Source organism: Phenylobacterium sp. (assembly GCF_030693405.1).
GTDB lineage: Bacteria > Pseudomonadota > Alphaproteobacteria > Caulobacterales > Caulobacteraceae > Phenylobacterium.
On record NZ_JAUYAW010000041.1, the window covers coordinates 58,684 to 76,204 of the forward strand.

A 17,521-nucleotide genomic window follows, 5' to 3' on the forward strand; every position below is an offset into this window, starting at 1 on the left:
ACGAAACTGGGGGAAGTCCCAGATTACACGGGTCGCCCTGTGCGCCAAGCTTGCGTGCGATCACCCCGCGTCGGTCAGGCCATGGCCGGCGACCGGCGGCCGACCATCCGCGCCATACGGCCCTCGATGATCTCCTCGGCCTCGGCGACGATCCGGCTGATCAGCTCCTGGCAGGTGGGGATGTCATGGATCAGGCCCTGGATCATGCCGGCCGACCAGATGCCGTGCTCCGGATCGCCGGTCTCATAGACCACCCGGCCGCGGGTCCCGGCAACCAGTTCGCGCACGTCTTCGAACTTGGCGCCGGAGCGCTCCAGCTCGACGACCTGGCGGCTGATGTCGTTGCGCGCCACCCGGCTGGTGTTGTGCATGGTGCGGAAGATCAGGTCGGTGGCCCGTTCGTCATTCTCGACGATCTGACGCTTCACATTCTCATGGATCGGGCTTTCCACCGTGCACATGAAGCGGGTGCCCATATTGATGCCCTCGGCGCCCAGCGCCAGGGCTGCCGCCAGGCCGCGGCCGTCGCCGAAGCCGCCGGAGGCGATCATCGGGATCTTCACCTTGTCGGCGGCGGCCGGGATCAGGATCAGGCCCGGAATATCGTCCTCGCCCGGGTGGCCGGCGCACTCGAAGCCGTCGATGGAGATGGCGTCCACCCCCATCCGCTCGGCCGACAGGGCGTGGCGGACGGCCGTGCACTTATGGATGACCAGCACCCCGTGCTTCTTCAGCTCTTCCACATGCTCGGCGGGCTTGTTGCCGGCGGTCTCGACGATCTTGATTCCAGAATCGATGATCGCCTGGCGGTACTCCGCATAGGGCGGTGGATTGATGGCCGGCAGGATGGTCAGGTTCACGCCGAACGGCTTGTCGGTCATGGACCGGCAGCGCTCGATCTCCTTGACCAGGTCCTTAGGCGTCGGCTGGGTCAGGGCGGTGATGAAGCCCAGGCCCCCGGCATTGGCCACGGCGGCCACCAGCTCGGCGCGGCCGACCCACTGCATGCCGCCCTGCACGACCGGATGCTCGACGCCGAACATCTCGGTGAAACGGGTCTTCAAGGCCATGACGTCCTCCCAAACAGTTGTTTGAGTCACTCAAACCCTTGAACGGCGTTCAGGCAAGCCGCGCTTGCGGGTGACCCGCGTTCTTTCCTGAGGGCAGGGCCAGGCTCGGCCGATCAGAGGCCCGAACGGCCGATGGCGTAGAAGCGCGCCGCCCGGCGGGCCCGCAGCTCGTCGGCGGAGAGGGCGACGAGGCTGTCCAGCTCCTCCTCCAGCACGTCGCCCAGGGTCTGCAGCATGGCCTCGCGGTCGGAATGGGCGCCGCCGGGCGGCTCGGGCACGATCCGATCGACGATCTTCATCTTCAGCAGGTCCTGGGCTGAGATCTTCATCGCCTTGGCGGCCTCTTCGGCCGTGCGCGACCCCCGCCACAGGATGGAGTTGGCCCCCTCAGGGGAGATCACCGAATAGATGGCGTGCTCCAGAATCAGCACCCGGTTGCCCGAGGCGATGGCGATGGCGCCGCCGGACCCGCCCTCCCCGCTGACCACGCAGATCATCGGCACGCCCAGGGTCAGGCAGCGCTGGGTCGAACGCGCGATCGCCTCGGCCACGCCGCGCTCCTCGCTGCCCACGCCGGGATAGGCGCCGGCGGTGTCGATGAAGCTGATGACCGGCAGGTTGAAATTCTCGGCCATGTCCATCAGCCGGATGGCCTTGCGATAGCCCTCCGGACGGGTCGAGCCGAAATTGTGCTTCACCCGGCTGGCGGTGTCGTGGCCCTTTTCGTGGCCGAGGATCATCACCGGACGGCCCCGGAAACGGCCAAGCCCGCCGATCAGGGCCTGATCATCAGCATATTTGCGGTCGCCCCGCAGTTCGACGAAGTCCTCGATCAGGCCCGCCGCATAATCCACGAAGTGGGGGCGCTCGGGATGGCGGGCGACCTGGGTCTTCTGCCAGGGGTCAAGCTTTGCGTAGGCCTTGACCCTAAGCTCGGCGGCCCGGGCGCGCAGGGCTTCGATTTCGGAATCCATGCCGCCACCTTCGGCCGTCTCCGACAGGCGCTGCAGTTCCTCGATCTTGGCTTCGAGTTCAGCGATGGGGCGCTCGAACTCGAGATAATGTGCGGCCATCGAGGTGTCTTGTCCTTGGCTGTGCGCGGAAGCGCGGGAAGTTAGGCGGGAACCCGCACGGTCACAAGGGCGCCCTCGCCCGAGGGGAATTGACGCTAGCTCGCTTCCGTTCCGATGTCCTGTCAGGGCGGGCCGGCGATTTCTGCTGTAGCGGTTTCCGGACGCGCCTCGGGATCGGGTTCAGGCTCGGGTTCCGGCAGCGGCCTTACGACGTCCTCAGCGGCGTCATTGACCGAGGCCTGCGGCGCCTCGGCCGGCTGCTGGGCGCTCGGCGTCTTCAGGCCCAGGGCTTCCAGGGCGCCTTCGCCCTCGTGACCGAACAGACTGCGGATGCGCAGATCCTGCTGCGGATAGGGAATCTCGATGTTCGCCGCGCGCAGGGCGTCATCAATAGCCCAGGTATAGGCCGCCAGCATCGCATTGGGCCGTTTGGCGGCATTGAGGTCTGGCCAGACCAGCAGCTCGAAATTCAGGGCCGAATCCCCGAAGCCGACCAGCCAGACCTGGGACTTGTGCGCCTCACTCTCAGGCATGGCGAAGGGCAAGGCCCGGGCGGCCGCCAGAACGGCGTCGCGCACCTTGTCCTTGTCCGCCCCATAGGCCACCGAGAAGGGAATGTGAATCCGACGGGTCTGCCCGTGCAGGGTCCAGTTGACCAGGGTCCCCTCGATCAGGTGCGAATTGGGGACGATAATGTCGATATTGTCGTTGTTGCGGATGCGGGTCGCCCGCGGACCGATCTCCTGCACCTGGCCCCGCTGCCCGCCTTCCAGCTCCACATAGTCGCCGATATTGACCACCCGGTCGAAGATCAGGACCAGGCCGGAGACGAACTCCTTGACCACGCCCTGCAGCCCGAGACCCACGCCGACACCCACCGCCCCGGCGAAGATGGCCAGGGAGGAGAAGTCGAGGCCGACGGTGGAGAGGCCTGCGACCAGGCCGACAATGACAACCCCATAGGTGACCAGCTTCTCGACAATATAGAGGGCCGAGCCGCCATACCGGACGCGGCTGCGCAACCGCCGGAGGGCGAAGGCCACCACTGCAGCGACGACAAAGGCCAACACCACGACGAGGGCGCCGGCGATGATCCCGCCCAGCGTCACAGGCGTTCGGCCAATGGTGAAAAGGACGAACTCCTCCACCCGCTCAAATTCTGTCTGCATTCAGCGCTTACGCCCCAGCGGATGTTTGGTTTCCACCACCTGTCGCAGATGGTCGCCGGCCAGGTGGGTGTAGATCTGCGTCGTGGCGATATCGGCGTGCCCCAGCAGGGTCTGGACGACCCGCAGGTCGGCGCCGCCCTCCAGCAAGTGGGTCGCAAAGGCGTGGCGCAGCACATGGGGGCTGACCCGGGCCGGATCGATCCCGGCGGCGGCCGCGGCCTCGTCCATCAGCTGCGCCAGTCGCCTGGGCGTCAGCCGGCCGCCCTTGCCTCGGGACGGGAACAGCCAGGGATTGGCGGCGTCGCCCTTGGGCAAGAAGGTCTTGCGGACCTCCAGATAGGCCTTCACCGCCGCCCTAGCGGTGGCGTTCAGGGGCGCCAGCCGCTCCTTGCCGCCCTTGCCCTTGACGATCAGATAGGCCGGGTCCCGGGCCAGTATGGCCAGCGGCAGGGCCGTCAGCTCCGAAACCCGCAGGCCAGACGCGTAGAGCAGCTCCACCATGCAGGCCAGACGCAGTCCCTGGGCGCCGTCCCGAGCGCCCGCAGCCGCGATCAGGGCGTCCACCTCGGCCCGCTCCAGGGTGCGCGGCAGGGGTCGGCCCTTGCGGGGCGCGTCCACCCGGCGGGACGGGTCATCGGTCCGCCAGCCCTCTCCGAGCACGAAGCGGTAGAACTGGCGCACGCTGGCGCGCCGCCGGGCCGCCGTGGCCGGGGCGAGCCCCCGCTCGCCGAGGGCGGCGAAATAGGACTCCACCGCCTCGGCGCTGGCCTCGGCGAGGCTCGTCCCCTGTCCGGCCAGGAAGGCCTGGGCGTCGGCCAGGTCCTTGCCATAGGCGGTCAGGGTGTTGCGGGCTGCGGCCCGCTCCACTGACATCATCTCGAGAAAGGCCTCGACCCAGCCTTCGGTGGTCTGGGCGCTCATCTCAGGGCCAGCAGGCCTTCGACCGCATAGGCCCGGGCATGGTCATGGAGGCCGGCGGCGGCCAGGGCGGCGATGATCCGGGCGCGGTCGGCCGCCGCTGGACCGTTCGGTCCGGCCTCGGCGCTGGTCCAAAGGGCCAGCAGCGCGGTCTCGCCGGCGAGCCTAGCGCCAGCCGCCTGATCCATGGCGAAGGCCCGGGCCACCGGAGCCTTGGCCTGCGGCAGGGTGAAGGCGGCGAATTCCCCCCGGGCCTGTGGGCTGAACGGCGTGCCCAGAGCGGCGAGGATCAGGGCGGCCTCCTGGGCGCGCCGGCGGTTGCGCGCCTCGCCCACCCCGCCGCGCTCCACCAACCGGTCGAGGGTGGGGCCGTCCTGTCGGCCGGCGGCGGCGGCGATCAGGGCGTCGAGCAGGGCCAGATCCAGCGCGTCGGGCTGGGGCGCGTCGTCCTGGGCCAGGGCGCTGCGCACCCCCTCGGCCAGGGCCAGGTCGCCCTGGGCCAGTACGGCCATGGCGGCCGACACCGGGCCTTCGCCGGCGATCATCGGCCAGCGCGCCTCCGGCGGCGGCGGGCCGTCCAGGGCGCCGGCCACGCCGGGTCCCGGCTCGGCGGCGGCCAGGTCGAGGCTGAGACTGCGAGACAGGGCGAGGTCCAGGCCGGTCCGAAGCGCGGCGGCGCCGGGGTCGCCGGTCCCGGCGAGCTTCGCCCCCATCAGCCGGGCGAAGATCGCGTCCCGCTCCACCCCTTGAGCCAGATCATAGGTCAGCCGCGCAGCGGGCTCCCCGGCCCGGGCCTGGCAATAGGCGCGCAGGCGAAGCCAGTAAATCTGATCGCGCTCGACGCTGAGGGCCTGGGCGATGTCGCAGGCCTCCTGGTCAGCGCCGGTCAGGAGGGCGGCGTCTGCCGCGACCTCGGACAAGGCGGCGTTGCGATCAAGCCCGCCGGTCCGGCGCAGGACCGCCTGGGCCGAGGCCGCCTCCCCCAGGGCGATTAGAGCCTGAGCCCTCGCCGCAGCCAGGGCGGGATCGTCCCCGCCGCCTTCGGGACCGCGAGCGCCGGTGGCCAGAACCGCACGCGCCAGGGCTGAGGCCGCCGGCGACAGGGGCTTCTGGGCGAGCAGCGGCACGACCGTCCGCGCCGTGGCCGCCGACGCGCCATTCCACAGGTCGGGACCAAGGCCGGTCTCGCGCCCGGCGGCCGAAAACCGGTCGGGGGCCGGCAACATGACGCTCTCGACCGACTGAGCGATCGAGGCGCCAGGCCAGGCGGCGGCGAGGAGCGCGAAGCTGGCGAAGAGGGAGGATCTGAACTTCAGCATGGGCCCACCTTAGACTGGCTTGAGCAGCGGTCATGCCTTCCGTGCGGATTTTGCATGACAGCCCCGAGGTAAACCGAGCTTCACTGGTTTCAAACTCAGATGCGAGGCCCCCATGACCACGTCCGCCGAGCCCACCCGTGACGACATGCAGCGTATCCTTGAGCGCCAGAAGGCCGCTCAACTGGCCGAGGGGCCGCCCTCGGAGCAATTGAGGCTGGCGCGGCTGGACCGCTGTATTGATCTGCTGATCGACCATGCCGAGGAGATCGCCGACGCCATTAATGACGACTTCGGCTCGCGCTCCAAGGCGGTTACAGGCCTGACCGACATCGCCGCCTCCATCGGTCCGCTGAAGCATGCCAAGTCCCACCTGCGGAAATGGATGGCGCCGGAGAAGCGCAAGACGACGCCCGCCATCCTCGGCCTGTTCGGCGCCAAGGCGCAGCTGCAGTTCCAGCCCAAGGGCGTGGTGGGCGTGATCAGCCCCTGGAACTTCCCGGTCAATCTCACCTTCGGACCCCTGGCCGGCATCCTGGCGGCGGGCAACCGGGCGATGATCAAGCCCTCGGAGTTCACACCCAAGACCTCCGACCTGATGAAGGCGATGTTCGCCAAGGCCTTCAGCGAAGACGAGATCGCCGTCTTCACCGGCGGACCGGACGTCGGTCGCGCCTTCTCGGGGCTGGCCTTCGACCACCTGATCTATACCGGGGGCACGGCGGTGGCCCGCCACGTCATGCGCGCAGCCGCCGACAATCTGGTGCCGCTGACCCTGGAACTGGGCGGCAAGAGCCCGGTCATCCTGTCCGAAGGCGCCGACATGGGCCTGGCCGCGGCCCGCATCATGGCCGGCAAGACCCTGAACGCCGGCCAGATCTGCCTGGCGCCGGACTATGTCCTGGCGCCCGAGGGCCAGGTCGGGGCCTTCGTGGAGGAGGCGCGCGGCGCGGTGGCCCGCATGTTCCCGACCCTGAAGGACAATCCCGACTACACCGCCATCATCGCCCAGAACCACTATGAGCGGATCACCGGCTATATCGAGGACGCCCGGGCCAAGGGCGCCCAGGTGGTCGAACTCAACCCCGCCGGCGAGGACTTCAGCCAGCAGCCCTATCGCAAGATCCCACCGACCCTGATCCTCAATCCCACCGACGACATGGCCGTCATGCAGGAGGAGATCTTCGGCCCCGTCCTGCCGGTGAAGACCTATCGCGGAACCCAGGCGGCCATCGACTATGTGAACAGCCGTGAGCGGCCCCTGGCCCTCTACTGGTTCGGGACCGACGAGGCCGAGAAGGAGAAGGTGCTGACCCACACCACCTCCGGCGGGGCCACCGTCAATGACGTCATCTTCCACGTGGCCCAGGAAGAGCTGCCCTTCGGCGGCGTCGGCCCCTCGGGCATGGGCTCCTATCACGGCCACGACGGCTTCAAGGAATTCAGCCACCGCAAGTCGGTCTACAGCCAGCTGAAGAAGGATATCGGTCCCCTCCAGCGGATGCGACCGCCCTATGGTCCGGCCATCGCCGGCTATCTGAAGGGCGCGGTCAAGCGCTGAGCAATCCCTAGATTTCGCCCAGGTTGAGGATGGAAACGCCCTCGGCCTGGGCGAGAGGGACATTGACCGAGCAGACCAGCCCCTCCGGGCGATACTCGATCCGGGTTCGACCATCTCCGTCCTGGCCAAAACTGCGGGCGATCAGGCGCAGACCAAAGCCCTCCCGATCCCCCGGAGGCGCCACGGGCGGGCCACCGGTCTCTTCCCACAGGAGGTTCATGCTGCGCGCGCCCATCGCGTCATGGGCCAGGTTCCAGGAGATGGCGACCTGTCCGTCCACGGTCGAGAGGGCCCCATACTTGATGGCGTTGGTGGTCAGCTCGTGCAGCACCAGGGACAGGGAGACCGCCTGCTGCGGGCTGAGGAAGACCCTCGGCCCCTCTATACGGAACCGCCCCCGGCCTGAGCCGTCGTGCGGCGCCAGGGCGCGCTCGACAATGGCGCCGAGATCGGCCCCGGCCCAGCTCTCGGCCACCAGCACATTGTGGGCCTGAGCCAGAGCGATGAGCCGTTCGGTCAGGACATTGCGGGTGCCGGCGTCCACGTCGGCGGCGCGCAGAGTGTGATCGACAATGGACTGGACGGTGGCCAGGGTTTTCTTGAACCGGTGGTTCAGTTCATTGAGCAACAGGATGCGCTGGTCTTCCGCCAGCTTGGCGGCGGTCTCGTCCCGCAAGAACTTGATCAGCTGCGGCCTGTCCCCCAGCGTCATAGTTACGCCATTGGCCCAGAACCGCTCCCCATTCTGGCGAACGTGCCAGCGAGTGTCCTCAGCGCGCCCATCACGATAGGCCTTGGCCATCTCGGCCTCCGGGGTCCTGGCCGCCACGTCCGGCGCCAGGAACAGCTCGGCGAACGGCATGCCGATGGCCTCCTCCGGACGGTAGCCGAAAATGGTCTGCGCACCCGGCGACCAGGCGGCGATACGGCCGTCCGGCTCCAGGGTGAAGACGGCATAGTCTCGGGCGTTTTCCACAATGAGGTAAGCCAGGTCCGGGTCAATCAAGGCGAATGCGCCCTTAAGTTGGTGTCCGGGGCCTCAACGCGCCGAGAGGGCCAATAGTCTCCGGCCGCGGTTGGTCATTCTCGAATCGGTGCGGAATGGGCGGGTTCGGGCCTCCCCGAGGGCCCGAGGTGGTTGGCGCGGCGCGGCGGCCTCGTGTAAAGCCTTGCGCCTCATGGATCGATATGAACCCCTCCGTCACCGCACCATCGCCCTGGTGGGCCTGATGGGCGTCGGCAAGTCGAGCGTCGGCCGAAGGCTGGCCAATGCGCTTGAGCTCCCCTTCCGCGACGCGGACTCCGAGGTGGAGGCCGCCGCCGGGCGCGCCATCACCGAGATCTTCTCCGAACTGGGCGAGGCCGCCTTCCGGGACGGCGAACGCCGGGTGATCCAGCGCCTGTTGGATGAGCCCCCCCATGTGCTGGCCACGGGCGGTGGGGCCTTTGTGAACGATGAGACCCGGGCGCTGCTCAAGTCGAAGGCCCTGGTGGTATGGCTTCGCGCCGATCTGGAGCTCCTGGCCAGGCGTGTGGGTCGCAAGGACACCCGCCCCCTGCTCAAGGACTCCGATCCCCTGACCGTTCTGAAGGCCCAGTCTGAGCTTCGTTACCCGCTTTACGCTCAGGCGCATGTGGTCGTGGATACCGGCGACACCGCCCACCACGTGACCGTCGCCCAGGTGATCGACGCCCTGACTGAATATCTCGCCAAGGAAGGCTCATGAGCCAGACCGTGACCGTGGGCCTGGGCGACCGGGCCTATGAGGTGCGCATCGGGTCAGGCCTGCTGACCCAGGCCGGGCGCCATATCCGCCCCCTGCTCAAGCGCGGCCGCACCGCCATCATCAGCGACGAGACCGTCTGGCGTCTGCATGGCGCCGCCCTCGCCGCGGCTCTGTCGGCCGAGGGGATCAACGCCACGCCGGTGCTGGTTCCGGCCGGCGAAGGCTCCAAGAGCTTCGAGATGCTGGCCCGGGTCAGCGACGACCTGCTGGCCCTGGAACTGGACCGCGGCGACCTGATCGTGGCCTTCGGCGGCGGCGTGGTGGGCGACCTCGCCGGCTTCGCTGCAGCGATCTACAAGCGCGGCATCGACTTCGTACAGATCCCCACCACCCTGCTGGCCCAGGTGGACTCCTCGGTGGGCGGCAAGACCGCCATCGACACGCCGCGGGGCAAGAACCTGATCGGCGCCTTCCACCAGCCCCGCCTGGTGCTGGCCGACCTCGACGTGCTCTCAAGCCTGCCGGCGCGGGAAATCCGGGCCGGCTACGCGGAGATCATCAAGTACGGCCTGCTGGGTGACGTCGACTTCTTCGCCTGGTTGGAGGCCCATGGGTCCGACGTCATCGCCCTGGCGCCCGAGCCCCTGGCCCACGCCGTGCGCCGGTCGGTGGAGATGAAGGCGCAGATCGTGGCCGAGGACGAGCGCGAAGGCGGACGACGGGCTCTGCTGAACCTGGGCCACACCTTCGGCCACGCCCTTGAGGCCGAGAGCGGCTATGGCGACGACCTGCTGCACGGCGAGGCCGTGGCCATCGGGATGGCCCAGGCCTTCCGCTTTTCCGCCGGCCAGGCGCTTTGCTCGCCTCAGGACGCCGCCCGGGCCGAAGCCGCCATCGCCGCAGTGGGGCTGCCGGTGCGCATGGACGCCCTGCCTGGCCACCCGTTCGAGGGTGAAAAGCTTCTGGCGCACATGGGCCAGGACAAGAAGGCGGAGGGCGGTCGGCTGACCTTCATTCTCCCCCGCGCCCTGGGGGACGCCTTCGTCGCCCGGGATGTCGACGCGGCTTCCATCCTGCAGCATCTCATCGCGGAGGGCGCCCGCACTACCGGCGCGACGGCATGATCACGGCTATCCTCATCGGGCTCGCCCCGGCCATCCTCTTCCTGCTGTTCTGCTCGGCCATGATTTCGGGCACTGAAACCGCGATGACCGCGGCCAGCCGCAGCCGCATGCACAAGATGGAGCGGGACGGCGACAAGGCGGCCGCCCGGGTCAACCGGCTGATCAGCAATCAGGAACGGCTGATCGGCGCCATTCTGCTGTCCAACAACGCCATCAACATCGGGGCCTCGGCCCTGGCCACCACAGTCCTGACCGCCGCCATTCCGGGCCCCACGGGCCCCCTGATTGCGACGGTGGTCATGACCGCCCTGGTGGTGATCTTCGCCGAGATTCTGCCCAAGACCCTGGCCATCGCCCAGCCTGACCGGGCCGCGCGCCTGCTCTCGCTGCCGGCGATCTGGATCGTGAAGATCTTCGGCCCCCTGGCCAACAGCGCCCAATGGGTGGTGCGCCTGACCCTGCGGCCCTTCGGCATCAAGCTGGACATGGAAACCGATGTCCTGGCCGCCCATGAGGAGATCCGCGGGGCGGTGGAGTATCACCACTCCGAAGGCCTGGTGGAGAATCGCGACCGGCTGATGCTCGGCGGCGTCCTCGATCTGGCGGACATGGACGTGGGCCAGGTGATGGTGCACCGGAAATCGGTCTCCATGATCGACATCGCCCTGCCCGTCAGGGAGTTCGTCGCTGCTGTTCTGGGCAGCGCCCACACCCGCATGCCGGTCTATCGCGATGATCCCGAGAACATCGTCGGCTTCCTGCACGCCAAGGACCTGTTGCGCGCCCTGGCGGAATCCGATGGCGACATGGACGCGGTCGATCTTCAGGCCATCCTGCGGGAGCCGTGGTTCATCCCCGACACCACCAATCTGAAGGACCAACTCAACGCCTTCCTCAAGCGCCACACTCACTTCGCCCTGGTGGTGGACGAGTATGGCGGGTTGAAGGGCCTGATCACGCTAGAGGACATCCTCGAGGAGATTGTCGGCGAGATCGAGGACGAGCACGACATCGCCGTGCCGGGCGTGCGGCCGCAGCCGGACGGCTCGGTCAGCGTCGACGGCTCGGTGCCGATCCGCGACCTCAACCGGGCCATGGACTGGGACCTGCCAGACGAGGACGCCGTGACGGTGGCGGGTCTGGTGATCCACGAGGCGCAGACCATTCCGCGGGTCGGCCAGACCTTCATTTTCCATCGCCACCGCTTCCAGGTCGTCCGGCGCGAGCGCAACCAGATCACCGCCCTGCGGATCTCGCCGCCCATCGAGGCGCCTGTCGAGGACTGACCACCGAAGGTTGTGTCGCAGCCGGGAACCCTGGCCGTAGGCTGGCGTTATCTGCGGCGAAGCTGGCGGAGAGACCGTGCCGATGATCGTCCTTCTGAGACGCCGCCCCGGCCCCGGGGCGTTCACCGACAAGCTTTGCCTTTGCCTGGGCTTTGCGGCAACCTTCCCCCCCGCCTGTGGCGACCTGGAGCCTTCCCATGACTGATCTCGCCAAGCTCGCCGGCATGCGGGTCCTCGTGGTTGAGGACGAGATGATGGTCTCGATGCTGATCGAGGACATGCTGAGCGACCTGGGCTGCAAGGTCGTCGGGCCAGCCTCACGCCTGGAGGAAGCTATCGCCCTGGTGGAGAGCCACGAGATCGATTGCGCGGTTCTGGACGTCAACCTCGGCGGACAGCCGATCTTCCCCCTGGCCGACATCCTGCGAGCCAAGGGCGCCCCCTTCGCCTTCGCCACCGGCTATGGCGACGCGGGCCTGCGCGACGTCGACAAGGGCGCGCCGGTGCTACAGAAGCCCTTCCGCGAAAGCGACCTCGCCCGGGTGCTCGGCGAACTTCACGCCCGGGTCTGAGGCCTCGCCCGCCGCCCTATGGCAGGGCGGCGAGCACCTTTTCCGGCGTCAGCGGATAGTTACGGATGCGGGCGCCGCAGGCGTTGTAGACCGCGTTGGCGATGGCCGCGCCCGCGCCGGCGATGCCCAGCTCCCCTACCCCCTTGATGCCCATGGGATTGGCCTTGTCGTCCACCTCGTCGAGGAACATGGCCGACAGGTTGACGATGTCGGCATGGGCCGGCACGTGATAGCCGGCCAGGTCCTGGGCGATGAATGAGCCGTAGCGGGGATCGACCTCATTGTACTCGTGCAGGGCGGTGCCCACGCCCCAGATCATCCCACCGGTGATCTGGCTCATGGCGGTCTTGGCGTTGAGGATCCGGCCGGCGGCGAACACCCCAAACATGCGGCGCAGGCGAACCTCGCCGGTGTCGGGATCGACGCCCACCTCGGCGAAATGGGCGCCGTAGGTGTGCTGGGAATAGTCCCGCGCGTCGGCGGCCGGCGTGATCGAGCCCTCCACATAGACGCCGTCCGGCGCGGCCCGGGCCACCAGCTGGTCCAGCGGCTCGGCGCGATTGTCCACCGCGATATTGCCGCCGCCGAAGGTCACCAGTTCGGGATCATCGCCATAAAGCGGCGAGTTGGGGTCGCCGATGGCCAGTTCGGCCAGGGCCTTGCGCAGGTTCATGCCCGCCGCAAAGGCCGCAGAGCCGGCGGTCGCCGCGCCGAACTGACCGCCGGAGCCCGGCGCCGGCGGGAAGTCTGAATCCCCCAGCTCCACCTTCACCTGGGCGAGCGGCACGCCAAGCGTCTCGGCGGTGATCTGGGCCAGGATCGTGTAGGTGCCGGTGCCGATGTCGGTCATGCCCTGGCGCAGGGTGATGGTCCCATCGGCGTCGATCCGCACGCCCGCCTTGGCCGGCAGCAGGAAGTTGCCGCGGATGGCCGCGGCCATGCCCAGTCCCACCAGCCAGCGGCCGTCGCGGACCTGGCCGGGCTTGGGATTGCGCCGGTCCCAGCCGAACCGCTGGGCGCCTTCGGTCATGCAGCGCACCAGCTGGCGGGTGCTGAACGGCTTGCCGGTCTCAGGATCGGTCTCAGGTTCGTTGCGCAGCCGCAGGGCGATGGGATCAAGGCCGAGCTGTTCGGCCAGTTCGTCCATGGCGCATTCCAGGCTGAGCATGCCCGAGGCCTCGCCCGGGGCCCGCATGGCGCCGGCGGCCGGGATGTCGAGCTTGACCAAGCGGTGGCCGGTCAGCCGGTTGGGCGCGGCATAGAGGCTGCGGGCGAAGTTGGCCGCATGCTCAGTAAACGGGGCCTCACGACGGCAGTGGGTCACCGCCTCTAGGGCGAAGGCGTCCAGTCGTCCGTCGGGCTGGGCGCCCAGGCGAACCCGCATATGCACGGCTGGGCGATGGATGGTCGCCTGGAACATCTGCTGGCGAGTATAGGCGACCTTGACCGGCTGGCCGAGTTCGCGGGCGGCCAGGGCCGCTAGCGTCAGGTCGTCATAGGACTGTCCCTTGCCGCCGAAACCGCCGCCGATATAGCGGGTCAGCAGGCGGACCTGGGTCGAGGGGATCATCAGGGTTTCGGCCAGGGTGTGCTGGCCGCCCTTCACCATCTGGATCGAGGTGTGGACCGTGACGTTGTCGCCGTCCCACCAGGCGGTGGTGGCGCAGGGCTCCATCTGGGCGTGGTTCTGCAGCGGGCTGACATAGGTCTCGTCCAGGCGAACGGGCGCCCCCGCAAAGGCCGCCTCGAAGTCGCCGATGCGCACATCCTCCTCGCCCTCCGGCTGGTCGGCCGCATCGAGGTTGTCCTCGAAGATCAGGTCGGCGGGCTCGGCGGCGTAGTCGAAGCGCACCAGGGCCGCGGCGGCCTTGGCGTTCTCCAGGGTGTCGGCGACCACAAAGCCCACATGCTGGCCGAAATGTTCGATCTTCGCCGCCAGGGCCGGGTTGGAGCCCCGCTGACTGCGGGGATTGATCTTCGCCCCGCGCTCGCCCTGGGCCGGCACATTGTGCGGGGTCCAGACCAGGCGCACACCTGGGGCCGCCTGCGCTGCGGAGATATCGGCCGAGCTGACCACGCCCTTGGCGATCGGCGAGGCGATCAGCACTCCGTAGGCTGGGGGCGACGGGGCCTCGACCTCATAGGCGAAGGGGGCCGTGCCGGTGACCTTCAACCGGCCCTCATAGCGATCGACGCCCTTGCCGATCAGGCCGCTGCGGTTCTCGCTGATGGGGGTCGGCGCCGCCCAATCCTTGACCGAGCTCATTGGTCGCTCCCTGCGCCGGTGGTGGTGAGGCAGGCCGCGCCGAGGCGGGCCATCAGCTTGAGCTTGAAGTCATTGTGGCCGTCTGGCTGAGCCGACGCCAACTCGGCGGCCATGGCCTCGGCGGGGCCCGCCCCGCCGGCCAGGGCCTGTTCAGCCACCCTGGCGCGCCAGGGCTTATGGGCGACCGCCCCCAGGGCGACCTTGCCGCCGGCCACGGCCACGCTGCCGATGGCGAAGGCGTAGGAGGCCCGCTCCCGGGCCTTGCGATAGATCTGGCCGCCCGGCGGGGGCGGCGGCAGGACGACGGCGGTGATCATCTCGCCGGGCTCAAGGGTCGTCTCGATGTGCGGGGTCTCGCCAGGCAGCCGGTGCAGGTCCTCAAGCGCAATGGCGCGCGCCCGTCCGCCCGGGCCGGCGATCTCCACCTGGGCGTCCAGGGCGCTCATGGCAACGGCCATGTCCGAGGGATGGGTCGCGATGCAGGCCTGGCTGGCGCCGAAGATGGCGGTGTTGGCGTAGATGCCGCCGATGGCCGCGCAACCGGCGCCGGGCTGGCGCTTATTGCAGGGCTTGGTGGTGTCGTAGAAATAGGCGCAGCGGGTCCGCTGCAGCAGGTTGCCGGCGGTCGTCGCCTTGTTGCGCAACTGACCCGAGGCCCCCGACAGGATGGCCTGGGCCAGGGCCGGATAGCGGGCGCGGACCTTGGCGTCGGCGGCCACCTGGCTGTTGCTGGTGGTCGCCCCCAGACGTAGACCGCCCTCGGCCGTCTCCTCGATCTGGCCGAGCGGCAGACGGCTGACATCCACCAGATGGGTCGGCTGCTCGATCTGCAGCTTCATCAGATCGACGAGATTGGTGCCGCCGGCCAGGAAGCGCGCGCCAGGCACGGCGGCCGCCATGGCCAGGGCCTCGGTCACATCGGCGGGGCGTTCGTAGGTGAAGGGCTTCATGCCACGCCTCCGGCGCTGCGAATGGCCGCCAGGATCTGGGGATAGGCCGAGCAGCGACAGAGATTGCCGCTCATCCGCTCGCGGATTTCCGCGTCCGTGAGGACCGTGTCGGCCGTCAGGTCTTCCGTCACCAGGCTCGCCCAGCCGTCAGCGGCCTCCTTCAACATGCCGACCGTCGAGCAGATCTGGCCCGGCGTACAGTAGCCGCACTGGAAGGCGTCCTGCTCCAGGAACGCCGCCTGGACCGGATGCAGGGCCTCGCCCTGGGCCAGGCCCTCGATGGTGGTGATCTCGTCGCCTTCGTGCGTTACGGCGAGCGAGAGGCAGGCGTTGATCCGCTGGCCGTTGACCAAGACCGTGCAGGCGCCGCACTGGCCATGGTCGCAGCCCTTCTTGGAGCCCTTGAGCCCCAGGTTTTCCCGCAGGGCGTCCAGCAGGGTCGTGCGCGGATCAAGGTCCAGGCTGGCGGCCTGGCCATTGAGCGTAAAACTGGTCTTCAACGGGCGTCTCCCCAAACGCTGGACGGAAATCGCCGTCCTATTGGAATTCTGGTCGGCTTGCGGCGTCAGGTCTCGCCGGGCGCCAGGGCCTTGAGCGACAGGGCGTGCACCGGCCCGGCCATCTCTTCGGACAGGGCGCGGTAAATCATCCGCTGCCGGGCCACCTTCGGTGCGCCGGCGAAGGCCTGCGCCTCGATCAGGACATTGAAATGGGTCTCACCGCCGGGCCGTGCGCCGGCGTGGCCGGCATGGCGCGAGGACTCATCCTCGATCTCCAGGCGGGTCGGCGCGAAGGCTTGGGTGAGCTTTTGGTGAATGGCATCGAATATGGCGCCCATTGCTCAAATCTTCAATTCTTCAAAAGTGCGGGCCGTAGGCCCATACTTGGGGCATGCCCGGCGCGTTTCAATACAAGCCCAAGTTCGTCGATATCCGCGTCCGCCCCCCCAAGCCGGGGGAAACGGAGCGCGCCGACGACGTTTTCGCTCTGAAGCCCGGTGAGCGCCGTTGCGATCATCCCGGCTGCTCCATGCCCGCCGCGGCGCGGGCGCCCAAGTCCCGGGAGATGATGAACGAGCACTATTGGTTCTGCCAGCCGCACGCGGCGGAATACAATCGCAACTGGAACTTCTTCGCCGGCATGAGCGAGGGCGAGATCAAGGCCCGCCAGGAGCAGGAGCAGACCACCGGCGGACGGCCGACCTGGGACTTCAAGGCCAGCCGCAACTCGCGAGAGTCCGCCACCTTCACCAAGAACTTCGCCCGCGGCAAAGGCGGCTACCAGGATCCGTTCAACCTGTTCGGCCACGGGGGCGCCCACGGCCCGGGCCCGCAGGCCCAGCCTGCCCGCCGACTCGGCAAGATCGAACGCAACGCCCTCGCCGACCTGGACCTCGACGACAACGCCGAAGGGCCGGCGATCCGGGCGCGCTATACCGAGCTGGTCAAGCGCTGCCACCCGGACGCCAATGGCGGCGACCGTTCGGCCGAGAACAAGCTGCAGCGGGTGATCAAGGCCTATCAGGCCCTGCGCAAGGCCGGGATGGTCTGAGGAACGCTGAGGTGACCGGGGGCGGCGGCACGATCCTGGAGATGAAGACGGCCCGCCAGGCGGCGCGCCAGGCCCGGGCGCAGGCGCGCCGCCGTCTGGCCCTCACCCTGACCGCTGCGACCTTCGCCCTGGCCGCCTTTGGCGCCGCGACCCTGGTCCCTGGGCCCACGACCTGGGGCGCAGGCGGGGCGCCGGTGGATCAGTGGGCGAACCTGAAGCTGCCGCCCCCCGTCCCCCAGGCGCCAGCCCCCCTGGCGGCCCAGATCGCCGCCCTGGGCGCGGCGTTCGATGGCCGCGCCGGCATCGCCGTGCGCGATCTTGAGGGGGGCTGGACCGCCGCCCATGACGGCGAGGCCCTCTATCCGCAGCAGAGCGTCAGCAAGCTCTGGGTGGCGGTCAGCGTCCTGGACGCGGTGGATCGCGGCGTCCTGAGCCTGGACGATCCCGTCCTGGTGCGGCGGGAGGATCTGAGCATCTTCCACCAGCCGATCCGCGACCATGTCGGGCGCAACGGCTACGCCACCACCGTGGGGGAGCTGCTGGCCAGCGCCGCCACACGCAGCGACAATGCCGCCAACGATATCCTGATGCGCCTGGTGGGCGGTCCCGACCATGTGCGGGCGGTGATCAGCGCCCGTGAACTGGGCGCCATCAGCCTCGCCGACGAAGAGCGCTACTTCCAGACCGCCATCGCCGGCCTCGACTGGCGGCCTGAATTCTCCTTCGGCCGCAATTTCTGGCGCGCCCGGGCCGCCATGCCCCAGGAAACCCGGCGAGCGGCCCTCGAGGCCTATCTCAGCGCGCCGCCCGACGGCGCGAGCCCCGCCGCCATGGTCGAGGCGCTGGACCGGCTAGCCGCCGGCGAGCTGCTCTCGCCCGGCTCCACCGCCCTTCTGCTCGACCTGATGGCTCAGAGCCGGACGGGACCCGAGCGGCTG

At 68.8% G+C, this 17,521-nt stretch carries 17 protein-coding genes; 7 read left to right on the forward strand and 10 right to left on the reverse strand.

All coding sequences use genetic code 11. The features are described 5' to 3' along the window. Window positions 1-74: 74 nt before the first annotated feature. The 5 genes from Q8N19_RS07840 to Q8N19_RS07860 form a co-directional block, all read right to left on the reverse strand. Window positions 75-1,100, reverse strand: a complete 1,026-nt coding sequence (locus Q8N19_RS07840; protein WP_305589445.1) for a nitronate monooxygenase family protein — start codon at window positions 1,098-1,100, stop codon at window positions 75-77. Window positions 1,101-1,183: 83 nt separating this feature from the next. Then, the gene (locus tag Q8N19_RS07845) at window positions 1,184-2,143 is read right to left on the reverse strand and encodes an acetyl-CoA carboxylase carboxyltransferase subunit alpha (protein ID WP_305589447.1); all 960 of its coding nucleotides are present in this window, start codon (window positions 2,141-2,143) and stop codon (window positions 1,184-1,186) included. Window positions 2,144-2,265: 122 nt separating this feature from the next. Beyond that, complete coding sequence (locus Q8N19_RS07850; RefSeq protein WP_305589448.1) at window positions 2,266-3,312, reverse strand: mechanosensitive ion channel family protein; 1,047 nt, start codon at window positions 3,310-3,312, stop codon at window positions 2,266-2,268. Next, window positions 3,313-4,233 (reverse strand): site-specific tyrosine recombinase XerD, encoded by a 921-nt coding sequence (locus Q8N19_RS07855; protein WP_305589449.1) that lies wholly within the window; start codon window positions 4,231-4,233, stop codon window positions 3,313-3,315. After that, window positions 4,230-5,549 (reverse strand): hypothetical protein, encoded by a 1,320-nt coding sequence (locus tag Q8N19_RS07860; protein WP_305589451.1) that lies wholly within the window; start codon window positions 5,547-5,549, stop codon window positions 4,230-4,232. The genes Q8N19_RS07855 and Q8N19_RS07860 overlap by 4 nt, the downstream gene beginning before the upstream one ends. A gap of 112 nt (window positions 5,550-5,661) precedes the next feature. Here Q8N19_RS07860 and Q8N19_RS07865 point away from each other — a divergent pair, with 112 nt between their 5' ends. Continuing rightward, complete coding sequence (locus Q8N19_RS07865) at window positions 5,662-7,107, forward strand: coniferyl aldehyde dehydrogenase (RefSeq protein WP_305589453.1); 1,446 nt, start codon at window positions 5,662-5,664, stop codon at window positions 7,105-7,107. 7 nt (window positions 7,108-7,114) lie between these two features. Here Q8N19_RS07865 and Q8N19_RS07870 read toward each other — a convergent pair whose 3' ends face one another. Next, window positions 7,115-8,113 carry a sensor histidine kinase gene (locus Q8N19_RS07870; protein ID WP_305589455.1) on the reverse strand — a complete coding sequence of 333 codons (999 nt, stop codon included), beginning with the start codon at window positions 8,111-8,113 and terminating at the stop codon, window positions 7,115-7,117. Window positions 8,114-8,285: 172 nt separating this feature from the next. Between Q8N19_RS07870 and Q8N19_RS07875 the strand changes: the two genes are divergently transcribed. From Q8N19_RS07875 to Q8N19_RS07890, 4 genes are all read left to right on the forward strand, one after another. Further along, the gene (locus tag Q8N19_RS07875) at window positions 8,286-8,834 is read left to right on the forward strand and encodes a shikimate kinase (protein ID WP_305589457.1); all 549 of its coding nucleotides are present in this window, start codon (window positions 8,286-8,288) and stop codon (window positions 8,832-8,834) included. Then, entirely contained in the window at window positions 8,831-9,958 is a 1,128-nt protein-coding gene (gene aroB, locus Q8N19_RS07880) for a 3-dehydroquinate synthase (protein ID WP_305589459.1), read from the forward strand. Before Q8N19_RS07875 ends, aroB begins: the two co-directional genes overlap by 4 nt. After that, on the forward strand, window positions 9,955-11,244 hold the full coding sequence (locus tag Q8N19_RS07885; protein ID WP_305589461.1) for an HlyC/CorC family transporter: 1,290 nt from the start codon (window positions 9,955-9,957) through the stop codon (window positions 11,242-11,244). The genes aroB and Q8N19_RS07885 overlap by 4 nt, the downstream gene beginning before the upstream one ends. A 197-nt stretch (window positions 11,245-11,441) precedes the next feature. Next, complete coding sequence (locus tag Q8N19_RS07890) at window positions 11,442-11,816, forward strand: response regulator (protein ID WP_305589463.1); 375 nt, start codon at window positions 11,442-11,444, stop codon at window positions 11,814-11,816. Between the two features lie 16 nt (window positions 11,817-11,832). Here Q8N19_RS07890 and Q8N19_RS07895 read toward each other — a convergent pair whose 3' ends face one another. The 4 genes from Q8N19_RS07895 to Q8N19_RS07910 form a co-directional block, all read right to left on the reverse strand. Beyond that, window positions 11,833-14,082 carry a xanthine dehydrogenase family protein molybdopterin-binding subunit gene (locus Q8N19_RS07895; protein ID WP_305589465.1) on the reverse strand — a complete coding sequence of 750 codons (2,250 nt, stop codon included), beginning with the start codon at window positions 14,080-14,082 and terminating at the stop codon, window positions 11,833-11,835. Continuing rightward, on the reverse strand, window positions 14,079-15,032 hold the full coding sequence (locus Q8N19_RS07900; protein WP_305589467.1) for a xanthine dehydrogenase family protein subunit M: 954 nt from the start codon (window positions 15,030-15,032) through the stop codon (window positions 14,079-14,081). Before Q8N19_RS07900 ends, Q8N19_RS07895 begins: the two co-directional genes overlap by 4 nt. Next, entirely contained in the window at window positions 15,029-15,532 is a 504-nt protein-coding gene (locus Q8N19_RS07905; protein WP_305589469.1) for a 2Fe-2S iron-sulfur cluster-binding protein, read from the reverse strand. Before Q8N19_RS07905 ends, Q8N19_RS07900 begins: the two co-directional genes overlap by 4 nt. Window positions 15,533-15,597: 65 nt before the next feature. Beyond that, a complete protein-coding gene (locus tag Q8N19_RS07910; RefSeq protein WP_305589470.1) occupies window positions 15,598-15,870 on the reverse strand; it encodes a BolA family transcriptional regulator in 273 nt (90 codons plus the stop codon). Window positions 15,871-15,923: 53 nt separating this feature from the next. On the opposite strand from Q8N19_RS07910, the gene Q8N19_RS07915 reads away from it, so the two are divergent. Together Q8N19_RS07915 and Q8N19_RS07920 are read left to right on the forward strand one after the other, a co-directional pair. After that, on the forward strand, window positions 15,924-16,583 hold the full coding sequence (locus tag Q8N19_RS07915) for a J domain-containing protein (protein WP_305589472.1): 660 nt from the start codon (window positions 15,924-15,926) through the stop codon (window positions 16,581-16,583). Between the two features lie 11 nt (window positions 16,584-16,594). Then, the coding region (locus Q8N19_RS07920) for a serine hydrolase (RefSeq protein ID WP_305589474.1) at window positions 16,595-17,521 on the forward strand (927 nt) is incomplete at its 3' end.

Coding starts and splice junctions, on each gene's coding strand:
- Q8N19_RS07890 (WP_305589463.1), top strand. CDS start 11,442: ATGACTGATCTCGCCAAGCTCGCCGGCATGCGGGTCCTCGTGGTTGAG.
- Q8N19_RS07850 (WP_305589448.1), bottom strand. CDS start 3,312: ATGCAGACAGAATTTGAGCGGGTGGAGGAGTTCGTCCTTTTCACCATT.
- aroB (WP_305589459.1), top strand. CDS start 8,831: ATGAGCCAGACCGTGACCGTGGGCCTGGGCGACCGGGCCTATGAGGTG.
- Q8N19_RS07915 (WP_305589472.1), top strand. CDS start 15,924: ATGCCCGGCGCGTTTCAATACAAGCCCAAGTTCGTCGATATCCGCGTC.
- Q8N19_RS07900 (WP_305589467.1), bottom strand. CDS start 15,032: ATGAAGCCCTTCACCTACGAACGCCCCGCCGATGTGACCGAGGCCCTG.
- Q8N19_RS07855 (WP_305589449.1), bottom strand. CDS start 4,233: ATGAGCGCCCAGACCACCGAAGGCTGGGTCGAGGCCTTTCTCGAGATG.
- Q8N19_RS07910 (WP_305589470.1), bottom strand. CDS start 15,870: ATGGGCGCCATATTCGATGCCATTCACCAAAAGCTCACCCAAGCCTTC.
- Q8N19_RS07895 (WP_305589465.1), bottom strand. CDS start 14,082: ATGAGCTCGGTCAAGGATTGGGCGGCGCCGACCCCCATCAGCGAGAAC.
- Q8N19_RS07845 (WP_305589447.1), bottom strand. CDS start 2,143: ATGGCCGCACATTATCTCGAGTTCGAGCGCCCCATCGCTGAACTCGAA.
- Q8N19_RS07860 (WP_305589451.1), bottom strand. CDS start 5,549: ATGCTGAAGTTCAGATCCTCCCTCTTCGCCAGCTTCGCGCTCCTCGCC.
- Q8N19_RS07875 (WP_305589457.1), top strand. CDS start 8,286: ATGGATCGATATGAACCCCTCCGTCACCGCACCATCGCCCTGGTGGGC.
- Q8N19_RS07885 (WP_305589461.1), top strand. CDS start 9,955: ATGATCACGGCTATCCTCATCGGGCTCGCCCCGGCCATCCTCTTCCTG.
- Q8N19_RS07865 (WP_305589453.1), top strand. CDS start 5,662: ATGACCACGTCCGCCGAGCCCACCCGTGACGACATGCAGCGTATCCTT.